Below are 24,848 nucleotides of genomic sequence, written 5' to 3' on the forward strand. Positions count from 1 at the left end.
CGTGGCTCGGGTTGTAACCAAAAGAAAAGCGCCGTAGCGCTTGTCAGGATTCAAATAGTGCGGTGTTTTCGTCGAGCCAGCCTTGCAGCAGCAGGGCGGCGGCGATGGCGTCCACCGGGTTGTCGCGGTAACTGCCTTTCTGTCCGCCGCGCACCAGTCGCTCGCCCTTGGCTTCGAAGGTCGTCAGGCGTTCGTCGTGGGTATAGAAAGGCAGGTTGAAGCGGCCATTGAGGCGACGGGCGAATTTCTCGGCGCGGGCGCACATCTCGCTGGGCGTACCGTCCATGTTCAGCGGCAGGCCGACCACCACGGCGTCGGGTTTCCATTCCTTTATCAGGGCTTCGACCTGATTCCAGTCCGGTACACCGTTCTGCGCCTTCAAGGTGCACAGTTCGCGGGCCTGGCCGGTAATCACCTGGCCGACCGCCACGCCGATCTGTTTGGTGCCGTAGTCGAAGCCGAGGATCAGGCGCAGGGCCATCAGGCGTGTCCTGCCTGGCTGGTCAGCAGGCTGAGGTTGATCCCCAGGTGCCTGGCCGCCGCTTCCAGGCGCAGTTCACTGCTGGTATTGAACAGGATGTCGGCGTCGTACGGGCAGGTCAGCCAGGCGTTGTCGGCCAGTTCGGCCTCCAGTTGCCCGGCTTCCCAGCCGGCGTAGCCGAGAGTGATCACGCTTTTCGCCGGGCCCACGCCGTCGGCGATGGCGAACAGCACGTCCTGCGAGGTGGACAGGGCCAGATCGCCCTCCAGCTCGACGGTGGCCTGGAATGTCTGGCCGGCCGGGTGCAGGACAAAACCGCGATCAGTCTGCACCGGGCCGCCGATGAAGATCGGCACATGCTGGCACAGCGCTGGCGGATCGATGTCCGGGCGCAATTGTTCGAGGATGTCGGCCAGATTCAGCTCTTGCGGTCGGTTGACCACCAGCCCCATGGCGCCATTGGCCGTGTGCTCGACGATGTAGGTCAAGGTGTGGGCAAAGTTCGGGTCGGCCATGTGTGGCATGGCGATCAGGAAGTGATGCTTGAGGTAGCTGGGGCTGACGTTTTTCATGTGCGCTAGTGTGGCGTTCGGGGGGCGAACTGACAAGCTGGAGCGGGCAAAAGATCGGCTCAGTTACTGGACAGCCGGTCGCCCCGGGCGAATTTCCAGGTGCGGATGATTTCCAGTCGGTCGATGTCCGACAGGTCCCCGGTAAACGGTGCGAACGGTGCCGCCAGCCGCACGATGCGTTGCGCCGCTTGATCCAGCAGCGGCTGGCCGGAGGACTCCAGCACCAGCACTTCATACAGCGAGCCGTCGCGGTTGATCGACACCATCAGGCGCAGATTGCCGTAGATCTGCTTGCGCCGGGCTTCGTCGGGGTAATTGAGGTTGCCGATGCGCTCGACCTTCTTGCGCCATTCATCCTTGTACCAGGCGCCCTTGTCGCGCATGGTCGATGCGGCGCTCAGTCGGTGGATACGCGGGCGCTTGGCGTACAGCTGTTGTTCGTTGGCCAGTTCGGCTTCGAGGCTGGCAATGTCGCTGGAGAGCTGCGAGCTGTCGAAGGTCGGGGCGTCGACCGTCGGTTTGGTCTCGGTCTTGGCTTCTTCTTTCTTGGTCGGTGCCTTTTTCGGTTTCGGCGCGACGGTCGTCACTGCTGCTTTGGGTGCGGCTTCCTGCACTTCCGGCTTGGCGGCGGGCGGCGGGGTGACTTTCTTGACTTCGTTTGCCTGGAACGGCGCGACCTCGGTGGTCTTGGGGATCGCCTTCTTGTCGAGGGTACCGCTGCCTTCCTGGTTTTCCTGGGCGAGGAAATCGGCCTTCGCCGGCTTCTTTTCGCTCTTGAAGGTGGCGAGGGTGATTTCCAGGGTTTTGCTGATCTGCTTGGGCTCGACCATGGTGAAACCCACGCCGAGCAGCAGCGCCAGATGGATCAGCGCCGCGAGAAACAGGGTAAATCCGAGGCGATCGACCGGGCGCACGCCTTTATGGGCGAGTTCAGCGGGCAGATCGGACGGAAGTGTCATTCGAGAAAAACCAACATCGCGTTTTTACGGGCTCGGCATGATAACGCAATGTTGGTTTTTAGCTGCAAGCTTGAAGTCTCAAGCGACAAGCTGCACACCACTGGCTTTAAGCTTGCGGCTTGCGGCTCGACGCTTGCAGCTTGCCTTCGATCGCATCCATCAGCAGGCCGCCGATGTCGGTGCCGAAGGCATTGTCGATTTCGCGGATGCAGGTCGGGCTGGTGACGTTGATTTCGGTCAGGTGCTCGCCGATCACGTCCAGGCCGACGAACAGCAGGCCCTTCGCGCGCAAGGTCGGGCCGACCTGAGCGGCGATCCAGCGATCCTTGTCGGTCAACGGACGGGCTTCGCCACGGCCGCCGGCCGCGAGGTTGCCACGGGTTTCGCCCTGGGCCGGAATCCGCGCCAGGCAGTAATCCACCGGTTCGCCGTCGATCATCAGGATGCGCTTGTCGCCGTCCTTGATCGCCGGCAGGTAGGCCTGGCCCATGATCTGCTGGGCGCCGAGGGCGGTCAGGGTTTCCAGGATCACCGACAGGTTCGGGTCGCCGGCGCGGTGACGGAAGATCGAGGTGCCGCCCATGCCGTCCAGCGGCTTGAGGATCACGTCGCCATGTTTGGCGGCGAACTCACGCAGCACGTCGGCGCGGCGGCTGACCACTGTCGGCGGCGTGCACTGCGGGAACAGCGTGGCGAACAGTTTTTCGTTGCAGTCGCGCAGGCTCTGCGGCTTGTTGACCACCAGCACCCCCGCGGCTTCGGCCTGTTCGAGCAGGTAGGTGGAGTAGACGAACTCCATGTCGAACGGCGGATCCTTGCGCATCAGGATCACGTTCAGGTCGCTCAGCGGCGAATCCTGCTCGGTGCCCAGTTCGAACCATTTTTCCGGGTTGGCGAAGACTTTCAGCGGCTTCATCCGCGCCCGTGCCTGGCCTTCACCCTGGTAAAGGTCTTTCTGTTCCATATAGAACAGTTCCCAGCCGCGCTTTTGCGCCGCCAGCAGCATGGCCAGCGAGCTATCCTTTTTATAGGAAATGCTGGCGATAGGGTCCATGACAATCCCGACGCGAACGCTCATTGGGTTTTCCTCGAAAATTGGCTACCGGATCGGTATGAAAAAAGTGCCGCCAGAGTGGCGCCGGGCGGGTTTTCGGTCAAGGAAAAACCCGTCGATAGATTGCATCTGGAGACTGTGCTAAAAAGGCTGCCATGTCGTGCTGGCCCTTGAACATCAAGGGTTTCCAGCCATTACGCATCGCAAAACGGACAAATTGATTCGCAAAGGCGACGGTAGAGCCCCCTTATGGAACAGCAGTCCAGCGCCTTGAAGGTCATGGTGATCGACGACTCGAAAACGATTCGTCGCACCGCCGAGACCCTGTTGAAAAATGCAGGGTGCGAAGTCATCACCGCGATCGACGGTTTTGACGCCCTGGCGAAGATCGCCGACCACCATCCCGGGATCATCTTTGTCGACATCATGATGCCGCGTCTGGATGGTTATCAGACCTGCGCTTTAATCAAGAACAACAACGCGTTCAAGGGCACGCCGGTGATCATGCTGTCGTCCCGGGACGGGCTGTTCGACAAGGCCAAGGGGCGGATTGTCGGTTCCGATCAATTTTTGACCAAGCCTTTCAGCAAGGAAGAACTGCTCGACGCGATTTCGGCCCATGTTCCGGGCTTCGCTGCCGCTTTGCCGCAGTAAGACACGCACAGAGACGCTCGGCCAGCGGGCCCGGTGTCGACAAGAAAAATGGGGAAGACCATGGCACGTATCCTGATCGTCGACGATTCGCCGACCGAAATGTACAAACTCACCGGCATGCTGGAAAAGCACGGGCACGAAGTGCTGAAAGCCGAAAACGGCGCCGACGGCGTGGCCCTGGCCCGTCAGGAAAAACCCGATGCGGTACTGATGGACATCGTCATGCCCGGCCTCAACGGCTTCCAGGCCACCCGTCAGTTGACCAAGGATGCGGAAACCAGCCACATCCCGGTGATCATCATCACCACCAAGGATCAGGAGACCGACAAGGTCTGGGGCACCCGCCAGGGCGCCAGGGACTACCTGACCAAGCCGGTCGACGAAGACACGCTGATCAAGACCCTGAACAACGTGCTGGCCGGTTGAACGCGCCGCCATGAGCGAGTCGCTGACCGCGTTCGAACTGTTGTGGCAGATCGACCAGCGCTGTCGCCTGCTGGCGGCGGACCTGCCGTCGCAACCGGCGCGCCAGGATCGCTGGAGCGGCATCGGCTTTCGTCTGGGCGAGCACTGGTACGTCACGCCGATGGGCGAAGTCAGCGAAGTGCTGCCCGAACTGCGTGTCACCCAGTTGCCGGGCGTCAAGCCTTGGGTCAAAGGCGTGGCCAACCTGCGCGGGCGGCTGCTGCCGGTCATGGACCTGTGCGGATTCTTCGGCCATGAGCTGTCACCGATGCGCAAGCAGCGGCGGGTATTGGTGGTAGAGCATCAGGACGTGTTTGCCGGTGTGCTGGTCGATGAGGTCTTCGGTCTGCAGCACTTCGATCAGGACAGCTTCGAACCCGTCTCGATCCGTAAACGGCAAGGCTCCAAGGGCGAGTTCGTCAAAGGGTATTTCCGGCGCGAGCAGAACTGGCGGGTGTTCAGCCTGTTTGCGCTGGCGCAGTCACCGAGTTTCATGCACGTCGCGGTTTAACAGGCGAGGACCGATGATCAAAGCAAAAACAGGCAAGCCCGCAGAAGGCTCGCGCAGCCGCTCGCAGATCATCGTGCTGTTTATCGCACTGATCGTGTTCATCATGCTGCTGTTCGCCAACTTCGCTTACCTCAACACCCAGGCCAACTACGACAAGCAGTACATCGGCCACGCCGGCGAGCTGCGGGTGCTGTCGCAGCGGATCGCCAAGAACGCCACCGAGGCTGCCGCCGGCAAGGCCGCCGCGTTCAAGCTGCTCAGCGATGCGCGCAATGATTTTGCCCAGCGCTGGGGTTATCTCAAGAAGGGCGACCCGAGCACCGGCCTGCCGCCGGCGCCGTCCGTCGTGCGCCCGGAAATGCGCGCCGTGCAGCTGGACTGGGAACGCCTGCTGAAAAACACCGACGCGATTCTCTCCAGCGAACAGACCGTGCTGTCCCTGCATCAGGTGGCCGCGACCCTGGCCGAAACCGTGCCGCAGTTGCAGATCGAATACGAAAAGGTCGTGGAAATCCTCCTGCAACGCGGCGCCCCGGCGGCGCAGGTGGCGATGGCCCAGCGTCAGTCGCTGCTGGCCGAACGGATTCTCGGCGCGGTGAACACCGTGCTCTCGGGCGATGAAAACTCCCAGCAGGCTGCCGACGCGTTTGGTCGCGACGCCGCGCGCTTCGGTCAGGTGCTCAATGGCATGTTGCAAGGCAACCCGGCGCTGAAGATCAGCCAGGTCGAAGACCGCGACGCCCGTGCGCGCTTGAGCGAAATTTCCGAGCTGTTCCAGTTCGTGTCCGGTTCGGTGGATGAAATCCTTGAAACCTCGCCGGAGCTGTTCAAGGTCCGTGAGTCGGCCACCAATATCTTCAGCCTGTCGCAGACTCTGCTCGACGAAGCCTCGCACCTGGCCAGCCGTTTCGAAAACCTGGCAGGCGGGCGCAGCACCGACACCATCGGCGGTTATGTGCTGGGCCTGCTGGCGCTGGCCTCTATCATTCTGATCGGCATGGTCATGGTCCGGGAAACCAACCGTCAACTGCGCGAGACCGCCGAGAAAAACGAGCGCAACCAGAACGCGATCATGCGCCTGCTCGACGAGATCGAAGACCTCGCCGACGGCGACCTGACGGTGACCGCCTCGGTGACCGAAGACTTCACCGGGACCATCGCCGATTCGATCAACTATTCCGTCGACCAGCTGCGCGATCTGGTCGCCACCATCAACCTCACCGCCGGCCAGGTCGCCGCTGCGGTGCAGGAAACCCAGGCCACCGCCATGCACCTGGCCCAGGCCTCGGAGCATCAGGCCCAGCAGATTTCCGAAGCCTCGACCGCGATCAGCGACATGGCCCAATCGATCGATCAGGTGTCGGCCAACGCCGCCGAATCCTCGGCGGTGGCCGAGCGTTCGGTGGAGATCGCCAACAAGGGCAACGAGGTGGTGCACAACACCATCCACGGCATGGACAACATTCGCGAACAGATCCAGGACACCGCCAAGCGCATCAAGCGTCTGGGCGAGTCGTCCCAGGAGATCGGCGACATCGTCAGCCTGATCGATGACATTGCCGACCAGACCAACATCCTCGCCCTCAATGCCGCGATTCAGGCGTCGATGGCCGGTGATGCCGGGCGCGGTTTTGCCGTGGTAGCCGACGAAGTGCAACGGCTGGCGGAACGTTCGTCCGCCGCGACCCGGCAGATCGAGACGCTGGTGCGGGCGATCCAGACCGACACCAACGAAGCCGTGATTTCCATGGAGCAGACCACCACCGAAGTGGTGCGCGGCGCGCGGCTGGCGCAGGATGCCGGTGTGGCCCTGGAAGAAATCGAAGGCGTGTCCAAGACCCTTGCGGCGCTGATTCAGAGCATTTCCAACGCGGCGCAGCAGCAGACGTCTTCGGCCGGGCAGATTTCCCTGACGATGAACGTGATCCAGCAGATCACCTCGCAGACCTCGTCCGGCTCCACGGCCACCGCCGAGAGCATCGGCAACCTGGCGAAAATGGCCAGCCAGTTGCGGCGCTCGGTGTCCGGGTTCACCTTGCCGACGACGCCTGCGCCCGTCGCGGACAAGGCGTGAGGCCTGCGGGCGAGTTCATGTCGAGCGGAGTGGTTATGGGTGACCGGCACGACTACGTGGCCCTCGAATGGGTCAAGGGTGAAATAGCCGAGACGCTGAGGCAGGCGCATCAGGCCATCGAAGCCGTGCTCGACGATCCGCAGTCGGTGCCGGGACTGGGCGAGTGCCTGGCCTGCATCCATCAGGTGCACGGCAGCCTGCAGATGGTCGAGTTCTACGGCGCGGCGCTGCTGGCCGAAGAGATGGAACACCTGGTCGAAGCGTTGCAGAACGACCGCGTCAGCCATCGTGACGAAGCGCTGCACTTGTTGCTGCAGGCGCTGGGCCAATTGCCGATCTACCTCGACCGCGTGCAGGGCGCCCGCCGTGACCTGCCGCTGGTGGTGCTGCCGCTGATCAACGACTTGCGCAGTGCCCGGGGCGAAAGCCGGTTGTCGGAAACCAGCCTGTTCAGCCCGCAACTGCCCGAGCTGTCACCCCTGAGTCCGCAAGCGCTGGCCCTGCTTGAACCGGCAGAACTGCCGAATGTGCTGCGCAAATTGCGCCAGATGCTGCAAATGGCGCTGGTCGGACTGCTCCGCGAGCAGGATGACCAGACGCATCTCGCTTATCTGGCCAAAGTCTTTACCCGGCTTGAAGCAATCAGCGGTAACTCGCCGCTGAGCCCGTTGTGGCAGGTCGCCTCGGCGCTGGTCGAAGGCATGCGCGAAGGGCGGATCGCCAACAGCCCGGCGCTGCGCAGTCTGTTCAAGGACGCCGACAAGGAACTCAAGCGCCTGCTCGAACAGGGCATGCCCGGCCTCAACCAGCCGCCACCGCCTGAACTGCTGAAAAGCCTGCTGTTTTATATCGCCAAAGCCGAACATCCCACCGGGCAGATGCTGACCATGAAAGATCGCTACTCCCTGGACGACGCGCTGCCCGACAGCGCGATGGTCGACGAAGAACGCGCCCGCCTGGCCGGCCCCGACCGCGATGCCATGCGCTCGGTGCTCGCAGCGCTGTGCGAAGAGCTGGTGCGGGTCAAGGAGCGCCTCGACCTGTTCGTGCGCAGCGACCGCCAGCACACCTCGGATCTGGACAGCCTGCTGGCGCCGCTGCGGCAGATCGCCGACACCCTGGCGGTGCTCGGTTTCGGCCAGCCGCGCAAGGTGATCATCGATCAACTGGCGGTGGTGCTCAGCCTCGCGCAAGGCCAGCGCGAACCGAACGACGCCACGCTGATGGACGTCGCCGGCGCCTTGCTCTACGTCGAAGCGACCCTGGCCGGGATGGTCGGCACCGTCGAGCCGGAGAGCCCGGAAGACTCGCGCCTGCCGACCACCGACCTGACGCAGATTCATCAGATCGTGATCAAGGAAGCGCGCATCTGCCTGCAACAGGCCAAGGACATGATCGTCGACTACATTGACGCCGACTGGGATCGCCAGCAACTGCAAAGCCTGCCGGCGCTGCTGACTCAGGTGCGCGGCGCGCTGGCGATGATTCCGCTGGCGCGGGCGGCCAGCCTGCTCGAAGCCTGCAATGGATTTATCCGCGAGCATCTGTTGCTCGACCCTCACGAGCCGGGCTGGCAGCAACTCGACAGCCTCGCCGATGCCATCACCAGCCTCGAGTACTACCTCGAGCGCTTGACCGACGATCCGCAGGCACCGAGCGAGCACTTGCTGGATATCGCGCAGAAAAGCCTCGCCAGTCTCGGCTTCTTCCCTGACGAACAGCCCGGCGAGCCGCAGGTGCCGGTGCTCGATGATGTGCTCAGCCCCAGCGAAGCGCTGGTGATGCAGGATTTGCAGGAGCTGGATGACCCGCAGATTGTGCAAACTTTGGCCGAAGTGCTGGCCAGCCCGGTCTCGGCGGTCAATCCGCCGGCGCAGACCACGCCGGGCAGCCTGCTGCCGCCACCGGCCGATGAGGAACCGGTGGACGACGAGCTGCGCGAAGTGTTCCTCGAAGAGACCGGTGAAGTGCTCGAGGTGCTGAGCGAATACCTGCCGCGCTGGTCTGCCGAGCCTGATGACCGCGCCGCCCTCAGTGAACTGCGCCGCGGTTTCCATACGCTGAAGGGCAGCGGCCGGATGGTGCGCGCGCTGGTCCTCGGCGAGCTGGCCTGGGCGGTGGAAAACCTGCTGAACCGCGTGCTGGAAAACAGTGTCGAACCCGGCCCGGCGGTGAGCCAGTTACTCGCCGACACGCTGCTGCTGTTGCCGGACCTGATCGCCGAATTCGCCACCAATGGCCAGCGTCAGCGCCACGATGTCGATCAACTGGCGGCCCGCGCCCATGCGCTGGCCAAGGGCGACACACCGCTGCCTGCCGAAGACGTGGAAGACGTCGCGGCCCTCGATCCGCTGTTGCTGGAGATCTTCCGCAACGAAGCCGAAACCCACCTCGCCAGCCTCAATCGTTTTCTCGATCAGGCTGCCGAGCATGTGCCGTTGCAGGCCAGCGACGAGTTGCAGCGAGCCCTGCACACCCTCAAGGGCAGCGCCTCGATGGCGGGGGTGTCACCGATTGCCGAACTGGCGGCGCCGCTGGATAAACTGGCCCGGGAATTCAAGGCCCATCAACTGGCGCTGGACCTCGACGAAGTGGAACTGCTGCTCGAAGCCGAGGGCCTGTTCCGTGTCGGTCTGCGTCAGCTCAAACACGATCCACTGGCGCCGATTGTCGGTGCGCAGTCACTGATCAAACGCACCGAAACCCTGCTCGACGAGCGTCTGGAATCGATCCTCAATGCCCCGAGCAGTGCGGTGCGGGTCAAGCGCGATCCGCAACTGATCAACAATTTCCTGGCCCAGGGCATGGACATCCTGCTCGACGCCGAAAACCTTTTGCAGCGCTGGCAGCAGCACCCCGGCGAACGTCAGGAACTCAGCGCGCTGCTGGATGAACTGACCACCCTGGGCGAGGGCGCGCACCTGGCGGATCTGCTGCCGGTGGATGTGCTGTGTGAAGCCTTGCTCGATCTTTACGGCGCGGTCGAAGAAAGCAGCCTGGCGGTCAGCGAGCGGTTTTTCCATGAGGCGCAGCAGGCCCACGAAGCGCTGATCAACATGCTCGACGAACTGGCCGCCGGCCAGGAAATCACCCCGCAACCGCAGCGCATCCGCGCCTTGCACGAACTGCTCGACGAGAGCCTCGATCCGTCGGCCATGGGCTTGATCCGTAGCGACGGCAGCCGCACCCCGAGCATCCGCGAACTGGGCAGCGCCACCGCAGAACTGCAACAAAACAGCCTCGACAGCGGGCCGGACGACGAGATCGTCGAGATCTTCCTCGAAGAAGCGGTGGACATTCTCGACAGCGCCGGGCAAGCCTTGCAGCGCTGGTTGAAGGATCCGGAAAACGGCGCACCGCTGTCGTCGCTGCAACGGGATTTGCACACGCTCAAGGGTGGCGCGCGGATGGCTGAGGTGGCGGCGGTCGGCGATCTGGCCCATGAGCTGGAAGGCCTTTACCGAGGGCTGGTGGATCGGCGTTACAGCCACAGCGAAGCCCTCGACCGACTGCTGCGCCAGAGCCACGAGCGTCTGGCGCAATTCCTCGAACAGTTGCACCGGCACCAGCCGCTGGACCCGGCGCAGGACCTGATCGAGGCGATCCGCCGCTTTCGTCAGGACCCGAGCGCCAGTCCCGAAACGTCGTCAGCCCGCGTCACACAGGACGGCCCCGGACACGATCCGGAGCTGCTGGAGATCTTCCTCGAGGAAGGTTTCGACATTATCGAAAACTCCGGCGCCGCGTTGCTGCGCTGGCAGGCCGAACCCGGCAATCGCCAGGAAGTGGAAACCCTGCTGCGTGACCTGCACACCCTCAAGGGCGGCGCGCGGATGGTGGAAATCGGCCCGATCGGCGACCTCGCCCACGAGCTGGAAAACCTTTACGAAAGCCTGTCCGCCGGCACCCTGCAGGGCAGCGCCGAACTGTTCGCGCTGTTGCAGCGCGGCCAGGACCGCTTGGCGCAGATGCTCGACGCGGTGCGCGCCGGCCAGCCATGTCCTCCGGCGGATCGGCTGATCAGCGCGATCCAGAATTTCAGCCATCCGCTGGTTGTGCAGACCCCGGCGCCCGTGCCCCCGGTTGCGGTCAAGGCCGAGCCTGCCGCCCCGGCGCCCGAGGCCGGGGCGGACATGGTCAAGGTCTCCGCCGAGTTGCTGGATGAACTGGTCAACCTTGCCGGCGAAACCTCGATTTTCCGTGGGCGCATCGAGCAGCAGGTCAGCGATGCGCAGACCGCCCTGCACGAGATGGAAACCACCATCGAACGCATGCGCGACCAGTTGCGCCGGCTCGACACCGAAACCCAGGGGCGGATCCTCAGCCGTCAGCAAGTGGATGCCGAGCGCCTCGGCTACGAAGATTTCGACCCGCTGGAAATGGACCGTCATTCCCAGTTGCAGCAACTGTCACGAGCGCTGTTCGAGTCCGCCTCCGACTTGCTGGACTTGAAGGAAACCCTCGACCGGAGCACCCACGACGCCGAGAACCTGTTGCAGCAGCAGGGGCGGATCAACACCGAGTTGCAGGAAGGCCTGATGCGCACGCGCATGGTGCCGTTCGAGCGCATGTTGCCGCGTCTGAAGCGCATCGTCCGCCAGGTCGCCGAGGAGCTGGGCAAGGACGTGGCGTTCAGCGTCGGCAACGCCGAAGGCGAGATGGATCGCAACGTCCTCGAACGCATGGCAGCACCGCTGGAGCACATGCTGCGTAATGCCGTCGACCATGGTCTGGAGTCGGCCGAAGTCCGGTTGGCGGCGGGCAAACCGGCGCAAGGGCAGATCAGCCTCGACCTGTCCCGCGAGGGCGGCGACATCGTGTTCGACATCCGCGACGATGGCGCCGGTGTGCCGCTGGATGCCGTTCGGCGCAAGGCGATCAAGCGCGGCTTGCTGGCGCCGGACGCCGAGATCAGCGACCGCGAGGTGTTGCAGTTCATTCTCCAGCCAGGCTTTTCCACCGCCGAGAAAATCACCCAGATTTCCGGGCGCGGCGTGGGCATGGACGTGGTGCACGAAGAAGTCCGGCAACTGGGCGGCACCATGAGCATCGACTCGGTGCCGGGGCAGGGCGTGCACTTCCGCATTCGCCTGCCGTTCACCGTGTCGGTCAACCGTGCGTTGATGGTGCAGTGCGGTGAGGATCAGTATGCGATTCCGCTGAACACCATCGACGGTATCGTCCGCGTGCTGCCGAATGAACTGGAAGGGCATTTCCGTCTCGATCCGCCGAGTTATCAGTACGGCGGCCAGCGTTATGAACTGTGCTACCTGGGCGAGCTGCTGAAAACCGCACCACGGCCGAAACTGTCCGGCCAGAGCCTGCCGGTGCCGGTGTTGCTGGTACAGTGCGGCGACCGGCACATCGCCGTGCAGGTCGACACGATGGCCGGCACCCGCGAGATCGTGGTCAAGAGCCTCGGCCCGCAGTTCGCATCGGTGCAGAGCGTGTCCGGGGCGACGATTCTCGGCGATGGTCGGGTGGTGCTGATTCTCGACCTGCTGGCGCCGATCCGCGCGATGCAGGCGCGGTTGCCGCAGCGTCCGGCCGGCCATGAAATCGAGAGCGAACCGCACAAGCCGTTGCTGGTGATGGTGGTCGACGACTCGGTGACGGTGCGCAAGGTTACCAGCCGTCTGCTCGAACGCCACGGCATGAACGTGCTGACCGCCAAGGACGGGGTCGATGCGATGTTGCTGCTGGAAGAACACATGCCGGACCTGATGCTGCTAGACATCGAAATGCCGCGCATGGACGGCTTCGAAGTGGCGACTCAGGTGCGCCAGGACGAGCGCCTGCAACATCTGCCGATCATCATGATCACCTCGCGCACCGGGCAGAAACACCGCGACCGCGCGATGGCCATCGGCGTCAACGACTACCTCGGCAAGCCGTACCAGGAATCGGTGCTGCTCGAAAGCATCGCCCTGTGGAGCAAAAAACATGCATGAACGCCGGCACAACCAGCGCACCAGCCAACTCACCGGGCTGCTGCTGCCGCTGGCGGATCGCAACCTGATCCTGCCCAACGTCGCCGTCGCCGAGCTGATCGACTACCAGTCCAGCGCCTTCGATCTCGACACACCGCCGTGGTATCTCGGTCGGGTGACCTGGCGCGAGCGGCGGATTCCGCTGCTGAGTTTCGAGTCGGCGTGCGGCAACAAGATCGTCATCGGCGAGCGGGCACGGATCGTCATCCTCAATGCCCTCGGCGGGCGGCCGGAATTGAAGTTCATTGCGCTGCTGGTGCAGGGGATTCCGCGCTCGTACAAGCTCGACAGCCAGTTGAGTTATGTCGATGTGCCGCTGTGTACGCTGGAGCAGGCGGCGGTGCAGGTGGGGGAGCAGGTGGCGAAGGTGCCGGATTTGTTGGCATTGGAGAAATTGTTGGTGGATGCCGGACTGGTTCACTGAACCAGGGTCTGCGGCGATCTCACTGGCCTCATCGCTGGCAAGCCAGCTCCCACAAAGTTCTAGGTCGTTCACAAAAACTTCGATCACCACAATCACTGTGGGAGCTGGCTTGCCAGCGATGAGGCCAGCATTCGTTACGCTGAGCGTAACGGTTCGCCACCGCGCTTGATTGATGCCCCTCCATCACACTCCTAAGGTAGCTCCACGACAGCGAACCCCGTGGAGTGAGCATGACAACAACAATATCCCCCGATTCGCGCTGGACGCGGCGGCGTGACGAGAAGCAGCGGCGCCTCGACAAGGTGCGCGGGCTGGCCGACGGTGCGGTGTTGCCCACCGACAGGATCGTCGCGGCGCTTGAGGCGCTGATCCTGCCCGGCGACCGTGTGGTGCTGGAGGGCAACAACCAGAAGCAGGCGGATTTCCTTTCGCGCTCTCTGGCCATGGCCGATCCGGAAAAGCTCCACGACCTGCACATGATCATGCCCAGCGTCGGCCGTTCCGAGCATCTGGACCTGTTCGAACGCGGCATCGCCCGCAAGCTCGATTTCTCCTTCGCCGGCACCCAGAGCCTGCGCATCAGCCAGTTGCTCGAAGACGGTCTGCTGGAAATCGGCGCGATCCACACCTACATCGAACTCTACGCCCGGCTGGTGGTGGATCTGATCCCCAACGTCGTGCTCTCGGCCGGGTTCATGGCCGACCGCGCCGGCAACATCTACACCGGCCCAAGCACCGAAGACACTCCGGCGCTGATCGAACCCGCAGCGTTCAGCGACGGCATCGTCATCGTCCAGGTCAATCAACTGGTGGACGATGTCAGCGAGCTGCCCCGTGTGGACATCCCCGCGTCGTGGGTCGATTTCGTGGTGGTGGCGGACAAACCGTTCTACATCGAGCCGCTGTTCACTCGTGACCCTCGCCACATCAAGCCAGTGCACGTGTTGATGGCGATGATGGCGATCCGCGGAATCTACGAAAAACACAACGTGCAGTCGCTTAACCACGGCATCGGTTTCAACACCGCCGCCATCGAGCTGATCCTGCCGACCTACGGCGAATCCCTCGGCCTCAAGGGCAAGATCTGCCGGAACTGGACGCTCAACCCGCACCCGACGCTGATCCCGGCTATCGAGAGTGGCTGGGTCGAAAGTGTGCATTGCTTCGGCACCGAACTGGGCATGGAAAACTACATCGCCGCCCGTCCCGACGTGTTCTTCACCGGCCGTGACGGCTCGCTGCGTTCCAACCGGATGTTCTGCCAACTGGCCGGGCAATACGCGGTGGACCTGTTCATCGGCGCGACCCTGCAAGTCGATGGCGATGGTCATTCCTCCACCGTCACCCGAGGTCGCCTCGCCGGTTTCGGCGGCGCACCGAACATGGGGCACGACCCACGCGGTCGGCGCCACGGCACTCCAGCCTGGCTCGACATGCGTCATGACGACTCGCAGCAACCGATGCTCGAACGCGGCAAGAAACTCGTGGTGCAGATGGTCGAGACCTTCCAGGAGGGCGGCAAACCGACCTTCGTCGAAACCCTCGACGCGGTGGAGGTGGCGAAGAAAAGCGGCATGCCGCTGGCGCCGATCATGATCTACGGCGACGACGTCACTCACCTGCTCACCGAAGAAGGCATCGCCTACCTGTACAAGGCGCGCTCGCTGGAAGAGCGTCAGGCGATGATCGCTGCGGTGGCCGGCGTCACCGCCATCGGACTGCGGCACAACCCGAAAGACACCGAACGCATGCGCCGTGAAGGCCTGATCGCCTTGCCCGAAGACCTCGGCATCCGTCGCACCGACGCCACCCGCGAATTGCTCGCGGCGAAGAGCGTGGCCGATCTGGTCGAGTGGTCCGGCGGCCTCTACAACCCGCCCGCCAAGTTCAGGAGCTGGTAATGCACGCACTCAACCTGCAACCGAAAACCATCACCCTCGCGGAACGGCTGGCGGATCTGGCCGTGGACGCGCTGATCGACGAGGCCGATCTGTCGCCGAAACCGGCGCTGGTCGACCGGCGCGGCAACGGTGCGCACACCGATCTGCATTTGGGATTGATGCACGCCTCGGCGCTGGCGCTGTGGCCGGCGTTCAAGGAAATGGCCGAAGCCGCGCTTGAGTTCGGCGAAATCTGCTTGCCGCTGCGCGAAGCCATCGGCCGCATCGGCCGGGAAGGCGAGCAAGCGATGCTCGCCACCACCCACGGCGTGAACACCCATCGCGGGGCGATCTGGGCGCTGGGCCTGCTGGTCACGGCGGCTGCGCTGGATACCAAGTCCACCAGCGCTGGCGCCGTTACTCTGCGCGCCGCACGTCTGGCATTGCTCGATGACCGTTATGCGCCGCGCCCGCTGAGTCATGGCGCGCAAGTCGCCCAACGCTACGGCGCTCGCGGTGCCCGGGAAGAAGCGCAACTCGGCTTCCCGTCGGTGGTGCAACGTGGTCTGCCGCAACTCAAGCGCAGCCGCGCCGCCGGCCATGGCGAACAGAACGCCCGGCTCGATACGTTGCTCGCAATCATGACCGACCTCGCCGACACCTGCGTCCTGTACCGCGCCGGCGAACAGGGCCTGCACGCCATGCAGCACGGCGCCCAGGCAGTGCTCGACGCCGGCGGCAGCGCCAGCCTCACCGGTCGCCGTCGCCTGCACGAACTGGATCAACAACTCATCGCATTGAATGCCTCGCCCGGTGGCGCCGCCGACTTGCTCGCCGCCACTCTGCTGCTTGATCGAATCGAGCGCGCCGGCATCCTTCAGGGAGCGTTTTGATGGAAACCTTATCCTTTGAATTCCCCGCCGGGCAGCCGCCACGCGGTCGGGCGCTGGTCGGCTGTGTCGGTTCGGGCGATCTGGAAGTGCTGATCGAACCGGGCCTGGCCGGCAAGCTGACGATCAATGTGCAGACCTCGGTCAACGGTGCCGAGCAGCGCTGGCAGCATTTGTTTGCGCGGATGTTCGACGGCACCACACCACCGGCGATGGCCATCGATATCCACGACTTCGGCGCGACCCCGGGCGTGGTGCGTCTGCGCCTGGAACAAGGCTTCGAGGAGATCGGCCATGACTGACACCTCAGCGCTTCTGCACAAACATTCGTTCGTCGAACTCGGCGCACGGCAGCGGGCAAAAGCCTTGCTCGACGCTGGCACCTTTCGCGAACTGCTCGACCCGTTTCAACGCGTCATGTCGCCGTGGCTTGAACGTCAGGGCGTGGTGCCGCAGGCCGATGACGGCGTGGTGATCGCCAAGGGCAGCCTCGACGGTTTACCGGTGGTGATCGCTGCCATCGAAGGCGCGTTTCAGGGCGGCAGCCTCGGTGAAGTCGGCGGCGCAAAAATCGCCGGCGCGCTGGAACTGGCCGCCGAAGATAACCGCAAAGGCATCCCGACCCGCGCCATCCTGCTGCTGGAAACCGGCGGCGTGCGCTTGCAGGAAGCCAACCTCGGCCTGGCGGCGATTGCCGACATCCACGCGGCGATTGTCGACTTGCAGCAGTACCAACCGGTGGTTGGCGTGGTGGCCGGCAGCGTCGGTTGTTTTGGCGGGATGTCGATTGCCGCTGCGCTGTGCAGCTATTTGCTGGTGACCCAGGAAGCGCGCCTCGGTCTGAACGGCCCGCAGGTAATCGAACAGGAAGCCGGGATCGAGGAATACGACTCCCGCGACCGGCCCTTCATCTGGAGCCTGACCGGTGGCGAGCAACGGTTTGCCAGTGGTCTGGTGGACCGTTATGTCGCCGATGACGTGGCGCAGATTCGCCAGCAGGTCGGCGAGTTGCTGCAACAAGGCCTGCCAGCGCAACCGCGCAGTCAACGAGCCGAGTGGTTCCTGCAACGCCTGACGAGCCTGGACACTGACAAGCAAATCGAGCCTTCAGTGGTTCGCGATCTGTATCAAGGAGAGCGCTCATGAGCGGGTATTCCGTGCGCGGTTTGAACTGGTTCAACGCCTTGAGCGCTGGCGCGAATGCGGTTGAAGGTTTGCCGCCATCGCTGAAGGTCGCTGACGGGGCACTCGGGCGTTTTATCGCGGTGGTCGCCGATCCGCACAACCGTTTCCCTCGCGCTCGCAACGGCGAAGTCGGTTTGCTCGAAGGCTGGGGTCTGGCCAAGGCTGTGGATGACGCGATCACCGCCGACCGTGACAAAGCGCAAAAGCGTCCCTTGATCGCCATCGTCGATGTGCCGAGTCAGGCCTACGGTCGCCGCGAAGAAGCCCTCGGCATTCATCAGGCCCTGGCCGGTGCGGCAGATGCTTATGCCCGCGCGCGGCTGGCCGGGCATCCGGTGATTGCGCTGCTGGTGGGCAAGGCCATGTCCGGGGCGTTTCTGGCTCACGGCTACCAGGCCAACCGCTTGATCGCTCTGCGTGATCCGGGGGTGATGGTGCATGCGATGGGCAAGGCGTCGGCGGCGCGGGTGACCTTGCGCAGCGTTGAAGAACTGGAAGCCCTGGCGTCCAGCGTGCCGCCGATGGCCTATGACATCGACAGCTACGCCAGCCTTGGGTTGCTCTGGGAAACCCTGTCGGTGCAGCAGATCGAACAGCCGACAGCGGAGGATCTGGCGCGGGTCGGCGAATGCCTGAAGCAAGCCATCGGCGATATTGCGGCGACTGATTTGAGCAATCGTCTCGGCGCGAAAAACCGCGAAGCCTCCAGCCGCGTACGTGAGCTGCTGAGGGCGCAGTGGTGAACAGCGTTCTCGCCCACGACTTGCTGTGGGGCATGACGCCTGAGCAACTGCCGGCGGATGCGCCGCAGTGGGCGATTGATTCGCTGGCTGCCGGGCAACCGGTGGTGGTGCGGCGGGCGTTGAGTGAAGACGGATGCGTGGCGGTGGGCGTGCGCGGTCGGTTGCGCGAGCAGCGGCTGGCGGCGTTTATGTCTGTGGATTCGATTGCCTGTCGGGTCAGCCCGGAAGCGCTTTGTCAGGTCGAGAGCGCGCGTGATCTGCCGGTCATGCAGGCGCTGCGGCAATTGCGGCCGGTGCTCGACGATTGCGGTTGGACCTGGGGTGTCAGTGGCAGCGTCGGGTTTGAGCTGGCCAGTGGATTTACGGCAATGCACGAGCGCAGCGATCTCGACTTGATTCTGCGTACACCGCAACTCATAACCCGTAATCAGGCGCGCAAGTTGGTCGCGGTTTTCGATCAGGCAATCTGCCGGGTCGACCTGCAATTGCAGACGCCGTTCGGTGCTGTCGCCCTGCGCGAATGGGCCGGAAATGCTTCGCGGGTGCTGCTGAAAAACGCCCATGAAGCCTGTCTGGTGTCTGATCCGTGGAACCCGCAGGAGCAGGCAGCGTGAGCAGTCTGCTGGTGTTTCCCGGCCAGGGCGCGCAGCAGCCCGGCATGCTCCAGTGTTTGCCTCGGCAAACGCTGATCGAGGCCAGCGACAGCCTCGGTGAAGATGTCTTGCAGTTGGATTCCAGCGAAGCGTTGCGCAGCACGCGGGCGGTTCAGCTCTGTCTGTTGATCGCAGGGGTCGCAGCCTCGCGGCGATTGTTGCAGGACGGCCTCACCGCAGATTACGTCGCCGGTCTGTCCATCGGTGCCTACCCGGCAGCGGTGGTCGCCGGAGCGTTGAGCTTCAGTGATGCGTTGCATCTGGTCAGCCTGCGCGGCGAGTTGATGCAGCAGGCTTATCCACAGGGCTTCGGCATGACCGCGATCATCGGCCTGCAATTGTCCACAGTCGAAACGCTGCTGGCGCAGGTGCACAGCGCAGAAACACCGGTGTACCTGGCCAACATCAACGCCGATAACCAGGTGGTGATTGCCGGCAGCGACAAGGCGATGCAAGCGGTCGCCGAGCTGGCGCGCAGTCGTGGTGCCGGGTTGGCGAAACGTCTGGCGGTCAGCGTGCCGTCGCACTGCCCGTTGCTGGATGAGCCTGCGCAAACCCTCGCCGAAGCGTTCACCAGGGTTGAACTGAAATCACCGAAAATCGCTTACCTGAGTGGCAGTCGCGCAAGGCCTGTGATCCAGGTAGAAGCGCTGCGCGACGACCTCGCCTTCAACATGTGCCGCGTGGTGGATTGGCGCGGCACCGTGCAAAGCGCCTATGAGCGCGGCGTACGTCTACAGATCGAACTGCCGCCCGGTGCGGTGCTGACCGGGCTGGCGCGCCGGGTGTTCGAACAGGGGACTGTCACTGCCTTCGACAGTGCCCGGCTCGACACCTTGCAGGCGCTGTTGCGTGAAGAGGAGGGCCGACGACCCTAAATCACCGACTCAGGCTTCGAACAACAAAAACAATTCGACGATGCACTTTGAGGACTACAACAATGATTATTTACGGTGTGGCGCTGCTGGCGATCTGTACGCTGGCAGGGGTGATCATGGGTGACATGCTCGGTGTTCTTCTGGGCGTCAAATCCAACGTCGGCGGGGTCGGCATCGCCATGATCCTGTTGATCTGCGCGCGGTTGTGGATGCAGAAACGCGGCGGCATGACCAAGGATTGCGAGATGGGCGTCGGCTTCTGGGGCGCCATGTACATTCCCGTGGTGGTGGCGATGGCCGCACAACAGAACGTCGTCACCGCCCTGCACGGCGGCCCGGTGGCGGTGCTGGCGGCGATCGGTTCGGTGCTGGTCTGTGGCTGCACGATTGCCCTGATCAGCCGTACCCACAAGGGCGAACCGTTGCCCGACGAACCGGCGGAAATCTCCCCGGTCGGCACACCGGTAGGAGGTCGCTGATATGTGGGATCTCATTGAAAAAGGTCTGGAACACAACGGTCTGATCACCGCGTTCGCCTTCGTCGGCGTGATCATGTGGGTTTCGGTGATTCTCTCCAAACGCCTGACCTTCGGACGGATTCACGGCTCGGCGATTGCCATCGTCATCGGCCTGGTGCTGGCCTGGGTCGGCGGCACCATGACCGGCGGGCAGAAAGGCCTGGCGGACCTGACGCTGTTCTCCGGCATCGGCCTGATGGGTGGCGCGATGCTGCGGGATTTCGCCATCGTTGCCACAGCGTTTGAAGTGCAGGCGACCGAGGCGAAGAAGGCCGGGATGATCGGCGTGATCGCGCTGTTGCTGGGCACAATCCTGCCGTTCATTGTCGGTGCGTGCATGGCTTACGCGTTCGGTTATCGCGATGCGGTGAGCATGACCACCATCGGCGCCGGTGCGGTGACTTACATCGTCGGGCCAGTGACTGGTGCAGCGATTGGCGCGACGTCGGATGTGATGGCGCTGTCGATTGCCACCGGGTTGATCAAGGCGATTCTGGTGATGGTTGGCACGCCGGTGGCGGCGCGCTGGATGGGCCTGGATAACCCGCGTTCGGCGATGGTGTTTGGCGGGCTGGCCGGGACGGTGAGTGGCGTGACGGCGGGGCTGGCGGCGACGGATCGGCGGTTGGTGCCTTATGGGGCGTTGACGGCGACCTTCCACACTGGGCTTGGCTGCCTGCTTGGGCCTTCGCTGCTGTTCTTCATTGTTCGCGGAATCGTTGGCTAGGTTCTGAAGATCGTTCCCACGCTCTGCGTGGGAATGCAGCCCGGGACGCTCCGCGTCCCAAAAGCGGACGCAGAGCGTCCATTGAGACATTCCCACGCGGAGCGTGGGAACGATCATCAGCCGCGATCATTGTGAGCCTTGGCGATTCGCATACATCCGACACTCCGCCAGCAACGCCAGCAAATTCGGATCCCGCTCCTTGGCCTTCAAAAACACCACCCCGATGTGCTGCTGCAACCGGTACTTCTCCTGCAACGGAATCAGCTTCACCCGGTTCTCGTACACCGCCGCGATCCTCCCCGGCAGCAAGGCATAACCGACCCCGGAACTGACCATGCTCAGCAAGGTGAAGATGTCGTTGACCTGCATCGCCACCTTCGGCTCGAACCCCGCCTGCCTGAACACTCGAATACCGTCCTGATGGGTGGCGAAGCCTTGGGTGAGGGTGATGAAGGTTTCGTCGCGCACCTCCGCCAGGTCCACTTCGCTGCGTTGGGCGAAGCGCGAATCGGCCGGGGTGGCGAGGAAGATGTCGTCGGAAAACAGCGGAATCTGCTCGCAGTCCGGGTCGTTGACGGTGTCGTCCAGCGACACCAGGATCGCGTCGACTTCCATGTTTTTCAGCTTGTAGAGCAGGTCGATGTTCGAGCCGAGGATCAGGTCGATATTGAGTTCGCTGCGGCGGATCTTCAGGCCCATGATCAGCTGCGGCACGGTTTTCACCGTCAGCGAATACAACGAGCCGAGCTTGAAGCGTTCAGCCGAGAACCCGGCGGCTTCGCGGGTCAGGCGTACGCTTTCGACCACGTCCTGAATCAGCTTCTGCGCCCGCTCTTCGAGCACGTAGGCGCTTTCCAGCGGTGTCAGGTTGCGCCCTTCGTGCTTGAACAGCGGACAGCGCAGGGCGCTTTCCAGCGAATGGATCGCGCGGTGCACGCTGACGTTGCTGGTCTGCAGCTCGGCGGCGGCGCGGGCGAGGTTGCCGGTACGCATGAAGGCGAGGAACACCTCGAGTTTCTTCAGGGTCAATTCTTCGTCGATCAGCATGGCGCGGACTCTTCTTGGTATCGCTCGATTGTGCCCAAATATCAGGACAGGTGCCTGCCCGTGTTGAACGGAAACATTGCGCTTTTACGCTCAAGGCCCGAGCCTTGCGCGCTGCGGTAAATGAAATCGAGGTGTGCGACACATGTATCACGGAGAAAAACTGAACGCCTGGACGCATCTGGTCGGGGCGGTAGCGGCGTTTGTCGGGGGCGTCTGGATGCTGGTGATTGCCAGCCTCGACGGCAGCCCGTGGAAGATCGTCAGCGTGGCGATTTACGCCTTCACCTTGCTGGTGCTCTACAGCGCGTCCACCGTGTACCACAGCGTGCGCGGGCGCAAGAAAGCGATCATGAAGAAGGTCGATCACTTTTCGATCTACTTGCTGATCGCCGGCAGTTACACGCCGTTCTGCCTGGTGACGCTGCGCGGGCCGTGGGGCTGGACGTTGTTCGGGATTGTCTGGGGGTTGGCGCTGATCGGCATCCTGCAGGAGATCAAGCCGCGCTCGGAGGCGCGGATCCTGTCGATCGTGATCTACGCGGTGATGGGCTGGATCGTGCTGGTGGCGGTCAGACCGCTGATCGCGGCGCTGGGGACGGCGGGGTTTGCCTGGCTGGCGTCGGGTGGCGTGCTGTACACCGTGGGGATCATCTTCTTCGCCCTCGACCATCGGTTGCGGCATGCCCACGGGATCTGGCATCTGTTTGTGATCGCCGGGAGCCTGCTGCACTTTGTGGCGATTCTGTTTTACGTCCTTTAGAACAGCCCAAATCCTGTGGGAGCGGGCTTGCCCGCGATGACGGAGTGTCAGTCACTCAGGTGTTGATGGGGCCACCGCAATCGCTGGCAAGCCAGCTCCCACAGGGACCAGGGTTTGCAGTTGTATCTGTGCGCGACTGGCGAATATCTGCAACAGATCGTCGAGGGTATGCGGCGGCGGTTCGGTGGCGCGGGTCACCGCGTAAAGTGTGATCGGCAGCGGCGGGGCGAGTGGGCGGATTACGGTGTTGGTCGGCGAGGCACCGAGTGCCGTGAACGGATCGATCACCGCCACGCCGGCGCCGGATTCCACCATCGCCCGCGCCAGTGAGTAAGTCTGCACGGCGATCCGCACACGCGGCGGCGGTTCGACCGCTTCGAGATAACTGTCGAGGCGCGCGGCCAGTGGATCGGCGCTGGACAGCCCGATCAGCGGCGCTCCCGCCAACGCCATCAGCGGCAACGGCTGACCGGAGTCTTCCTCCGGCCAGTAACCTCTCGGCGCCAATGCCACCAGAACCCCCGAGGCCAATGCCTGGGCCTTCAGCCCCGGATGGTCCGGCAACTGCAACGTCAGGGCCACGTCCACTTCGCGCATCAGCAGGTTCTGCATCAGCTCGCGGCTGTGGGCGCTCGACAGTTCGCAGGCGATGTCCGGGAACTGCGCCGTCCACTGCCGGATCGCCGGCGGCAGCAACGACAGCGCCAGCGCCGGGGTCGCGCCGATCCGCAGGCTGTGGCCGGGTTCGCGGCGCAGGCTCTGGGCCAGACGCCGCACGCCTTGCAGGCTTTCGGTGACCTTGTCGACTTCGCGCTCCAGCTCCAGCGCTTCCGGGGTCGCCTGCAACTTTCCGCGCACCCGCAGAAACAATGGAAAGCCCAACTGCTGTTCGGCGTGCTGCAGCACTTTCGTCACCGCCGGTTGTGAGACGTGCAGCAACTGCGCAGCAGCGCTGACCGAGCCGGTCTGGCGGATGGCCTGGAAAATCTCGATATGACGAAGGCGCATGACGATCCCATAACCTTTGTTTATAGGTTTGGCATCTTTATTCATTGTTCGGCGCCTGTCACCTCACCCTAACCTCGGCCTCGTCTTCAAACAGCATTAAGGACGGACATGGCTCAGCGTGTGTGCATCATCGGCGGCGGCGTGATCGGGTTGGCGACGGCCTGGGCGCTGGTGCGCGACGGTTTCGAGGTGACGGTGGTCGAGGCGCGGCAGTCGCTGGGCAGCGAAACCAGTTTTGCCAACGGCGGCCAGTTGTCCTATCGCTACGTCGCGCCGCTGGCCGATGCCGGCGTACCGTTGCAGGCGATCGGCTGGATGCTGCGCGGCGATTCACCGCTCAAGTTGCGCCCGCGCCTGGACCCGGCACAGTGGCGCTGGATGGCCTCGTTTCTCGCTGCGTGCCGCACTTCGGTCAACCGTGAAAACGCCGCGCATCTGTTGCGTCTGGCGCTGTTCAGCCAGAGCACGCTGAAACGCTGGCGCGAGGACGACGGACTCGCCGGCTTCAACTGGCGGCGCAACGGCAAACTGGTGAGCTTCCGCCATGCCGCCAGCTTTGAGCATGCGCGCAAGGGGCTCGCCGATCCGCAGCAACAGCAGGTGTTGTCCGCCGCCGAATGTGCGCAACTGGAACCGGCACTGACCGATGCGCCGTTTGTGGGCGCGATCTACACGCCGGATGAAGAAGTCGGCGACTGTCATGGCTTCTGCCAGCAGTTGGCGGCGCGCTTGAAGGCGTCGGGTCGCTGCGAGTTTCGCCTCGGTCAGGCAGTCACGGGCATTCGCCACAGCCACGGCGCGGTAACGGCCATTGAACTTGGCGACGAAACCCTGCCGGTCGAACAACTGGTGATCGCCGCCGGCCATCGCAGCCCGTTACTCGCGCTGCCCGGCCTGCGCCTGCCGCTGTATCCGCTGAAGGGCTACAGCCTGACCGTGCCGATCGGCAACGAGCACCGGGCGCCGGACGTGAGCATCACCGACTACGACCGCAAGATCGTCTACGCGCGTATCGGCGAACAACTGCGCGTGGCGGCGATGGTCGACATCGTCGGTTTCGACCCGGCGGTGGACCCCGAGCGACTGGCGCTGATCACGCGTCAGGCCCGCGACACCTTTCCCGACGCTGGCAACTACGATGCGGCCGTGGAGTGGGCCGGCATGCGCCCGGCCACCCCCACCGGCGTTCCGCTGCTGGGCGCCACCGCGTATCGCAATCTATGGCTCAACCTCGGCCACGGCGCGCTGGGTTTCACCCTGGCCTGCGGCAGCGGGCAGTTGCTCAGCGAGCTGATTGGCGAGCAGCGCACATCCATTGATCTGCACGGGTTCAATCCCCGTGCGGCGTGACAGTTTCTGCTAAAACACCCCACCC

23 protein-coding genes are annotated in these 24,848 nt (G+C 63.6%); 17 read left to right on the forward strand and 6 right to left on the reverse strand.

The features are described 5' to 3' along the window. Nucleotides 1-43 precede the first annotated feature (43 nt). From ruvX to gshB, 4 genes are all read right to left on the reverse strand, one after another. A complete protein-coding gene (gene ruvX / locus CAF77_RS02500) occupies nt 44-481 on the reverse strand; it encodes a Holliday junction resolvase RuvX (RefSeq protein ID WP_007953334.1) in 438 nt (145 codons plus the stop codon). Beyond that, nucleotides 481-1,053, reverse strand: a complete 573-nt coding sequence (locus CAF77_RS02505; RefSeq protein ID WP_064380103.1) for a YqgE/AlgH family protein — start codon at nt 1,051-1,053, stop codon at nt 481-483. The genes ruvX and CAF77_RS02505 overlap by 1 nt, the downstream gene beginning before the upstream one ends. A gap of 59 nt (nt 1,054-1,112) precedes the next feature. Next, a complete protein-coding gene (locus CAF77_RS02510; protein ID WP_011336367.1) occupies nt 1,113-2,012 on the reverse strand; it encodes an energy transducer TonB in 900 nt (299 codons plus the stop codon). 106 nt (nt 2,013-2,118) lie between these two features. After that, complete coding sequence (gshB, locus tag CAF77_RS02515; RefSeq protein WP_085653985.1) at nt 2,119-3,090, reverse strand: glutathione synthase; 972 nt, start codon at nt 3,088-3,090, stop codon at nt 2,119-2,121. A gap of 225 nt (nt 3,091-3,315) precedes the next feature. Between gshB and pilG the strand changes: the two genes are divergently transcribed. From pilG to madM, 15 genes are all read left to right on the forward strand, one after another. Beyond that, nucleotides 3,316-3,720, forward strand: a complete 405-nt coding sequence (gene pilG, locus CAF77_RS02520) for a twitching motility response regulator PilG (protein ID WP_007953330.1) — start codon at nt 3,316-3,318, stop codon at nt 3,718-3,720. A gap of 60 nt (nt 3,721-3,780) precedes the next feature. Continuing rightward, entirely contained in the window at nt 3,781-4,146 is a 366-nt protein-coding gene (gene pilH, locus CAF77_RS02525; protein WP_011336365.1) for a twitching motility response regulator PilH, read from the forward strand. Nucleotides 4,147-4,156: 10 nt separating this feature from the next. Next, the gene (locus CAF77_RS02530) at nt 4,157-4,696 is read left to right on the forward strand and encodes a chemotaxis protein CheW (RefSeq protein ID WP_064380107.1); all 540 of its coding nucleotides are present in this window, start codon (nt 4,157-4,159) and stop codon (nt 4,694-4,696) included. A 13-nt stretch (nt 4,697-4,709) separates the two neighbouring features. Then, a complete protein-coding gene (locus tag CAF77_RS02535; RefSeq protein WP_064380108.1) occupies nt 4,710-6,770 on the forward strand; it encodes a methyl-accepting chemotaxis protein in 2,061 nt (686 codons plus the stop codon). Nucleotides 6,771-6,805: 35 nt separating this feature from the next. After that, nucleotides 6,806-12,721 (forward strand): Hpt domain-containing protein, encoded by a 5,916-nt coding sequence (locus CAF77_RS02540; protein ID WP_085653986.1) that lies wholly within the window; start codon nt 6,806-6,808, stop codon nt 12,719-12,721. After that, nucleotides 12,714-13,184, forward strand: a complete 471-nt coding sequence (locus CAF77_RS02545; protein ID WP_085653987.1) for a chemotaxis protein CheW — start codon at nt 12,714-12,716, stop codon at nt 13,182-13,184. Before CAF77_RS02540 ends, CAF77_RS02545 begins: the two co-directional genes overlap by 8 nt. A gap of 230 nt (nt 13,185-13,414) precedes the next feature. Continuing rightward, the gene (gene mdcA / locus CAF77_RS02550; protein ID WP_085653988.1) at nt 13,415-15,085 is read left to right on the forward strand and encodes a malonate decarboxylase subunit alpha; all 1,671 of its coding nucleotides are present in this window, start codon (nt 13,415-13,417) and stop codon (nt 15,083-15,085) included. Next, nucleotides 15,085-15,957 (forward strand): triphosphoribosyl-dephospho-CoA synthase, encoded by an 873-nt coding sequence (locus tag CAF77_RS02555; RefSeq protein WP_085653989.1) that lies wholly within the window; start codon nt 15,085-15,087, stop codon nt 15,955-15,957. The genes mdcA and CAF77_RS02555 overlap by 1 nt, the downstream gene beginning before the upstream one ends. After that, on the forward strand, nt 15,957-16,256 hold the full coding sequence (locus tag CAF77_RS02560; RefSeq protein WP_039767948.1) for a malonate decarboxylase subunit delta: 300 nt from the start codon (nt 15,957-15,959) through the stop codon (nt 16,254-16,256). Before CAF77_RS02555 ends, CAF77_RS02560 begins: the two co-directional genes overlap by 1 nt. Next, the gene (locus CAF77_RS02565) at nt 16,249-17,100 is read left to right on the forward strand and encodes a biotin-independent malonate decarboxylase subunit beta (RefSeq protein ID WP_064380119.1); all 852 of its coding nucleotides are present in this window, start codon (nt 16,249-16,251) and stop codon (nt 17,098-17,100) included. The genes CAF77_RS02560 and CAF77_RS02565 overlap by 8 nt, the downstream gene beginning before the upstream one ends. Next, on the forward strand, nt 17,097-17,882 hold the full coding sequence (mdcE, locus tag CAF77_RS02570; protein WP_085653990.1) for a biotin-independent malonate decarboxylase subunit gamma: 786 nt from the start codon (nt 17,097-17,099) through the stop codon (nt 17,880-17,882). The genes CAF77_RS02565 and mdcE overlap by 4 nt, the downstream gene beginning before the upstream one ends. Next, on the forward strand, nt 17,876-18,496 hold the full coding sequence (locus CAF77_RS02575; protein ID WP_085653991.1) for a malonate decarboxylase holo-ACP synthase: 621 nt from the start codon (nt 17,876-17,878) through the stop codon (nt 18,494-18,496). The genes mdcE and CAF77_RS02575 overlap by 7 nt, the downstream gene beginning before the upstream one ends. Continuing rightward, the gene (mdcH, locus tag CAF77_RS02580; RefSeq protein WP_085653992.1) at nt 18,493-19,413 is read left to right on the forward strand and encodes a malonate decarboxylase subunit epsilon; all 921 of its coding nucleotides are present in this window, start codon (nt 18,493-18,495) and stop codon (nt 19,411-19,413) included. Before CAF77_RS02575 ends, mdcH begins: the two co-directional genes overlap by 4 nt. A 62-nt stretch (nt 19,414-19,475) precedes the next feature. Next, nucleotides 19,476-19,892, forward strand: a complete 417-nt coding sequence (gene madL / locus CAF77_RS02585) for a malonate transporter subunit MadL (RefSeq protein ID WP_064380127.1) — start codon at nt 19,476-19,478, stop codon at nt 19,890-19,892. Between the two features lies 1 nt (nt 19,893). Beyond that, complete coding sequence (gene madM / locus CAF77_RS02590; RefSeq protein ID WP_007953314.1) at nt 19,894-20,658, forward strand: malonate transporter subunit MadM; 765 nt, start codon at nt 19,894-19,896, stop codon at nt 20,656-20,658. Nucleotides 20,659-20,784: 126 nt separating this feature from the next. On the opposite strand, the gene CAF77_RS02595 is transcribed toward madM, so the two are convergent. After that, nucleotides 20,785-21,705 (reverse strand): LysR substrate-binding domain-containing protein, encoded by a 921-nt coding sequence (locus tag CAF77_RS02595; RefSeq protein WP_064380129.1) that lies wholly within the window; start codon nt 21,703-21,705, stop codon nt 20,785-20,787. 142 nt (nt 21,706-21,847) lie between these two features. Between CAF77_RS02595 and CAF77_RS02600 the strand changes: the two genes are divergently transcribed. Continuing rightward, complete coding sequence (locus CAF77_RS02600) at nt 21,848-22,465, forward strand: hemolysin III family protein (RefSeq protein WP_085653993.1); 618 nt, start codon at nt 21,848-21,850, stop codon at nt 22,463-22,465. Nucleotides 22,466-22,516: 51 nt separating this feature from the next. Here the strand turns inward: CAF77_RS02600 and CAF77_RS02605 are convergent, their stop codons facing one another. Next, entirely contained in the window at nt 22,517-23,473 is a 957-nt protein-coding gene (locus CAF77_RS02605; protein ID WP_085654034.1) for a LysR family transcriptional regulator, read from the reverse strand. 108 nt (nt 23,474-23,581) lie between these two features. Here CAF77_RS02605 and CAF77_RS02610 point away from each other — a divergent pair, with 108 nt between their 5' ends. Continuing rightward, complete coding sequence (locus CAF77_RS02610; RefSeq protein ID WP_085653994.1) at nt 23,582-24,823, forward strand: D-amino acid dehydrogenase; 1,242 nt, start codon at nt 23,582-23,584, stop codon at nt 24,821-24,823. Nucleotides 24,824-24,848: the final 25 nt, after the last annotated feature.

This window comes from Pseudomonas sp. R15(2017) (genome assembly GCF_002112685.1).
GTDB classification, from domain to species: domain Bacteria; phylum Pseudomonadota; class Gammaproteobacteria; order Pseudomonadales; family Pseudomonadaceae; genus Aquipseudomonas; species Aquipseudomonas glycinae.

Excerpts from the sequence above, each read along its gene's own strand:
- mdcE (WP_085653990.1), top strand. The coding sequence starts at position 17,097 with ATGAGCGGGTATTCCGTGCGCGGTTTGAACTGGTTCAACGCCTTGAGC.
- CAF77_RS02535 (WP_064380108.1), top strand. The coding sequence starts at position 4,710 with ATGATCAAAGCAAAAACAGGCAAGCCCGCAGAAGGCTCGCGCAGCCGC.
- madL (WP_064380127.1), top strand. The coding sequence starts at position 19,476 with ATGATTATTTACGGTGTGGCGCTGCTGGCGATCTGTACGCTGGCAGGG.
- CAF77_RS02510 (WP_011336367.1), bottom strand. The coding sequence starts at position 2,012 with ATGACACTTCCGTCCGATCTGCCCGCTGAACTCGCCCATAAAGGCGTG.
- ruvX (WP_007953334.1), bottom strand. The coding sequence starts at position 481 with ATGGCCCTGCGCCTGATCCTCGGCTTCGACTACGGCACCAAACAGATC.
- CAF77_RS02555 (WP_085653989.1), top strand. The coding sequence starts at position 15,085 with ATGCACGCACTCAACCTGCAACCGAAAACCATCACCCTCGCGGAACGG.
- CAF77_RS02540 (WP_085653986.1), top strand. The coding sequence starts at position 6,806 with ATGGGTGACCGGCACGACTACGTGGCCCTCGAATGGGTCAAGGGTGAA.
- CAF77_RS02610 (WP_085653994.1), top strand. The coding sequence starts at position 23,582 with ATGGCTCAGCGTGTGTGCATCATCGGCGGCGGCGTGATCGGGTTGGCG.
- CAF77_RS02545 (WP_085653987.1), top strand. The coding sequence starts at position 12,714 with ATGCATGAACGCCGGCACAACCAGCGCACCAGCCAACTCACCGGGCTG.
- CAF77_RS02560 (WP_039767948.1), top strand. The coding sequence starts at position 15,957 with ATGGAAACCTTATCCTTTGAATTCCCCGCCGGGCAGCCGCCACGCGGT.
- CAF77_RS02530 (WP_064380107.1), top strand. The coding sequence starts at position 4,157 with ATGAGCGAGTCGCTGACCGCGTTCGAACTGTTGTGGCAGATCGACCAG.
- pilH (WP_011336365.1), top strand. The coding sequence starts at position 3,781 with ATGGCACGTATCCTGATCGTCGACGATTCGCCGACCGAAATGTACAAA.
- CAF77_RS02565 (WP_064380119.1), top strand. The coding sequence starts at position 16,249 with ATGACTGACACCTCAGCGCTTCTGCACAAACATTCGTTCGTCGAACTC.
- pilG (WP_007953330.1), top strand. The coding sequence starts at position 3,316 with ATGGAACAGCAGTCCAGCGCCTTGAAGGTCATGGTGATCGACGACTCG.
- CAF77_RS02605 (WP_085654034.1), bottom strand. The coding sequence starts at position 23,473 with ATGCGCCTTCGTCATATCGAGATTTTCCAGGCCATCCGCCAGACCGGC.
- gshB (WP_085653985.1), bottom strand. The coding sequence starts at position 3,090 with ATGAGCGTTCGCGTCGGGATTGTCATGGACCCTATCGCCAGCATTTCC.
- madM (WP_007953314.1), top strand. The coding sequence starts at position 19,894 with ATGTGGGATCTCATTGAAAAAGGTCTGGAACACAACGGTCTGATCACC.
- CAF77_RS02600 (WP_085653993.1), top strand. The coding sequence starts at position 21,848 with ATGTATCACGGAGAAAAACTGAACGCCTGGACGCATCTGGTCGGGGCG.
- mdcA (WP_085653988.1), top strand. The coding sequence starts at position 13,415 with ATGACAACAACAATATCCCCCGATTCGCGCTGGACGCGGCGGCGTGAC.
- CAF77_RS02505 (WP_064380103.1), bottom strand. The coding sequence starts at position 1,053 with ATGAAAAACGTCAGCCCCAGCTACCTCAAGCATCACTTCCTGATCGCC.
- CAF77_RS02595 (WP_064380129.1), bottom strand. The coding sequence starts at position 21,705 with ATGCTGATCGACGAAGAATTGACCCTGAAGAAACTCGAGGTGTTCCTC.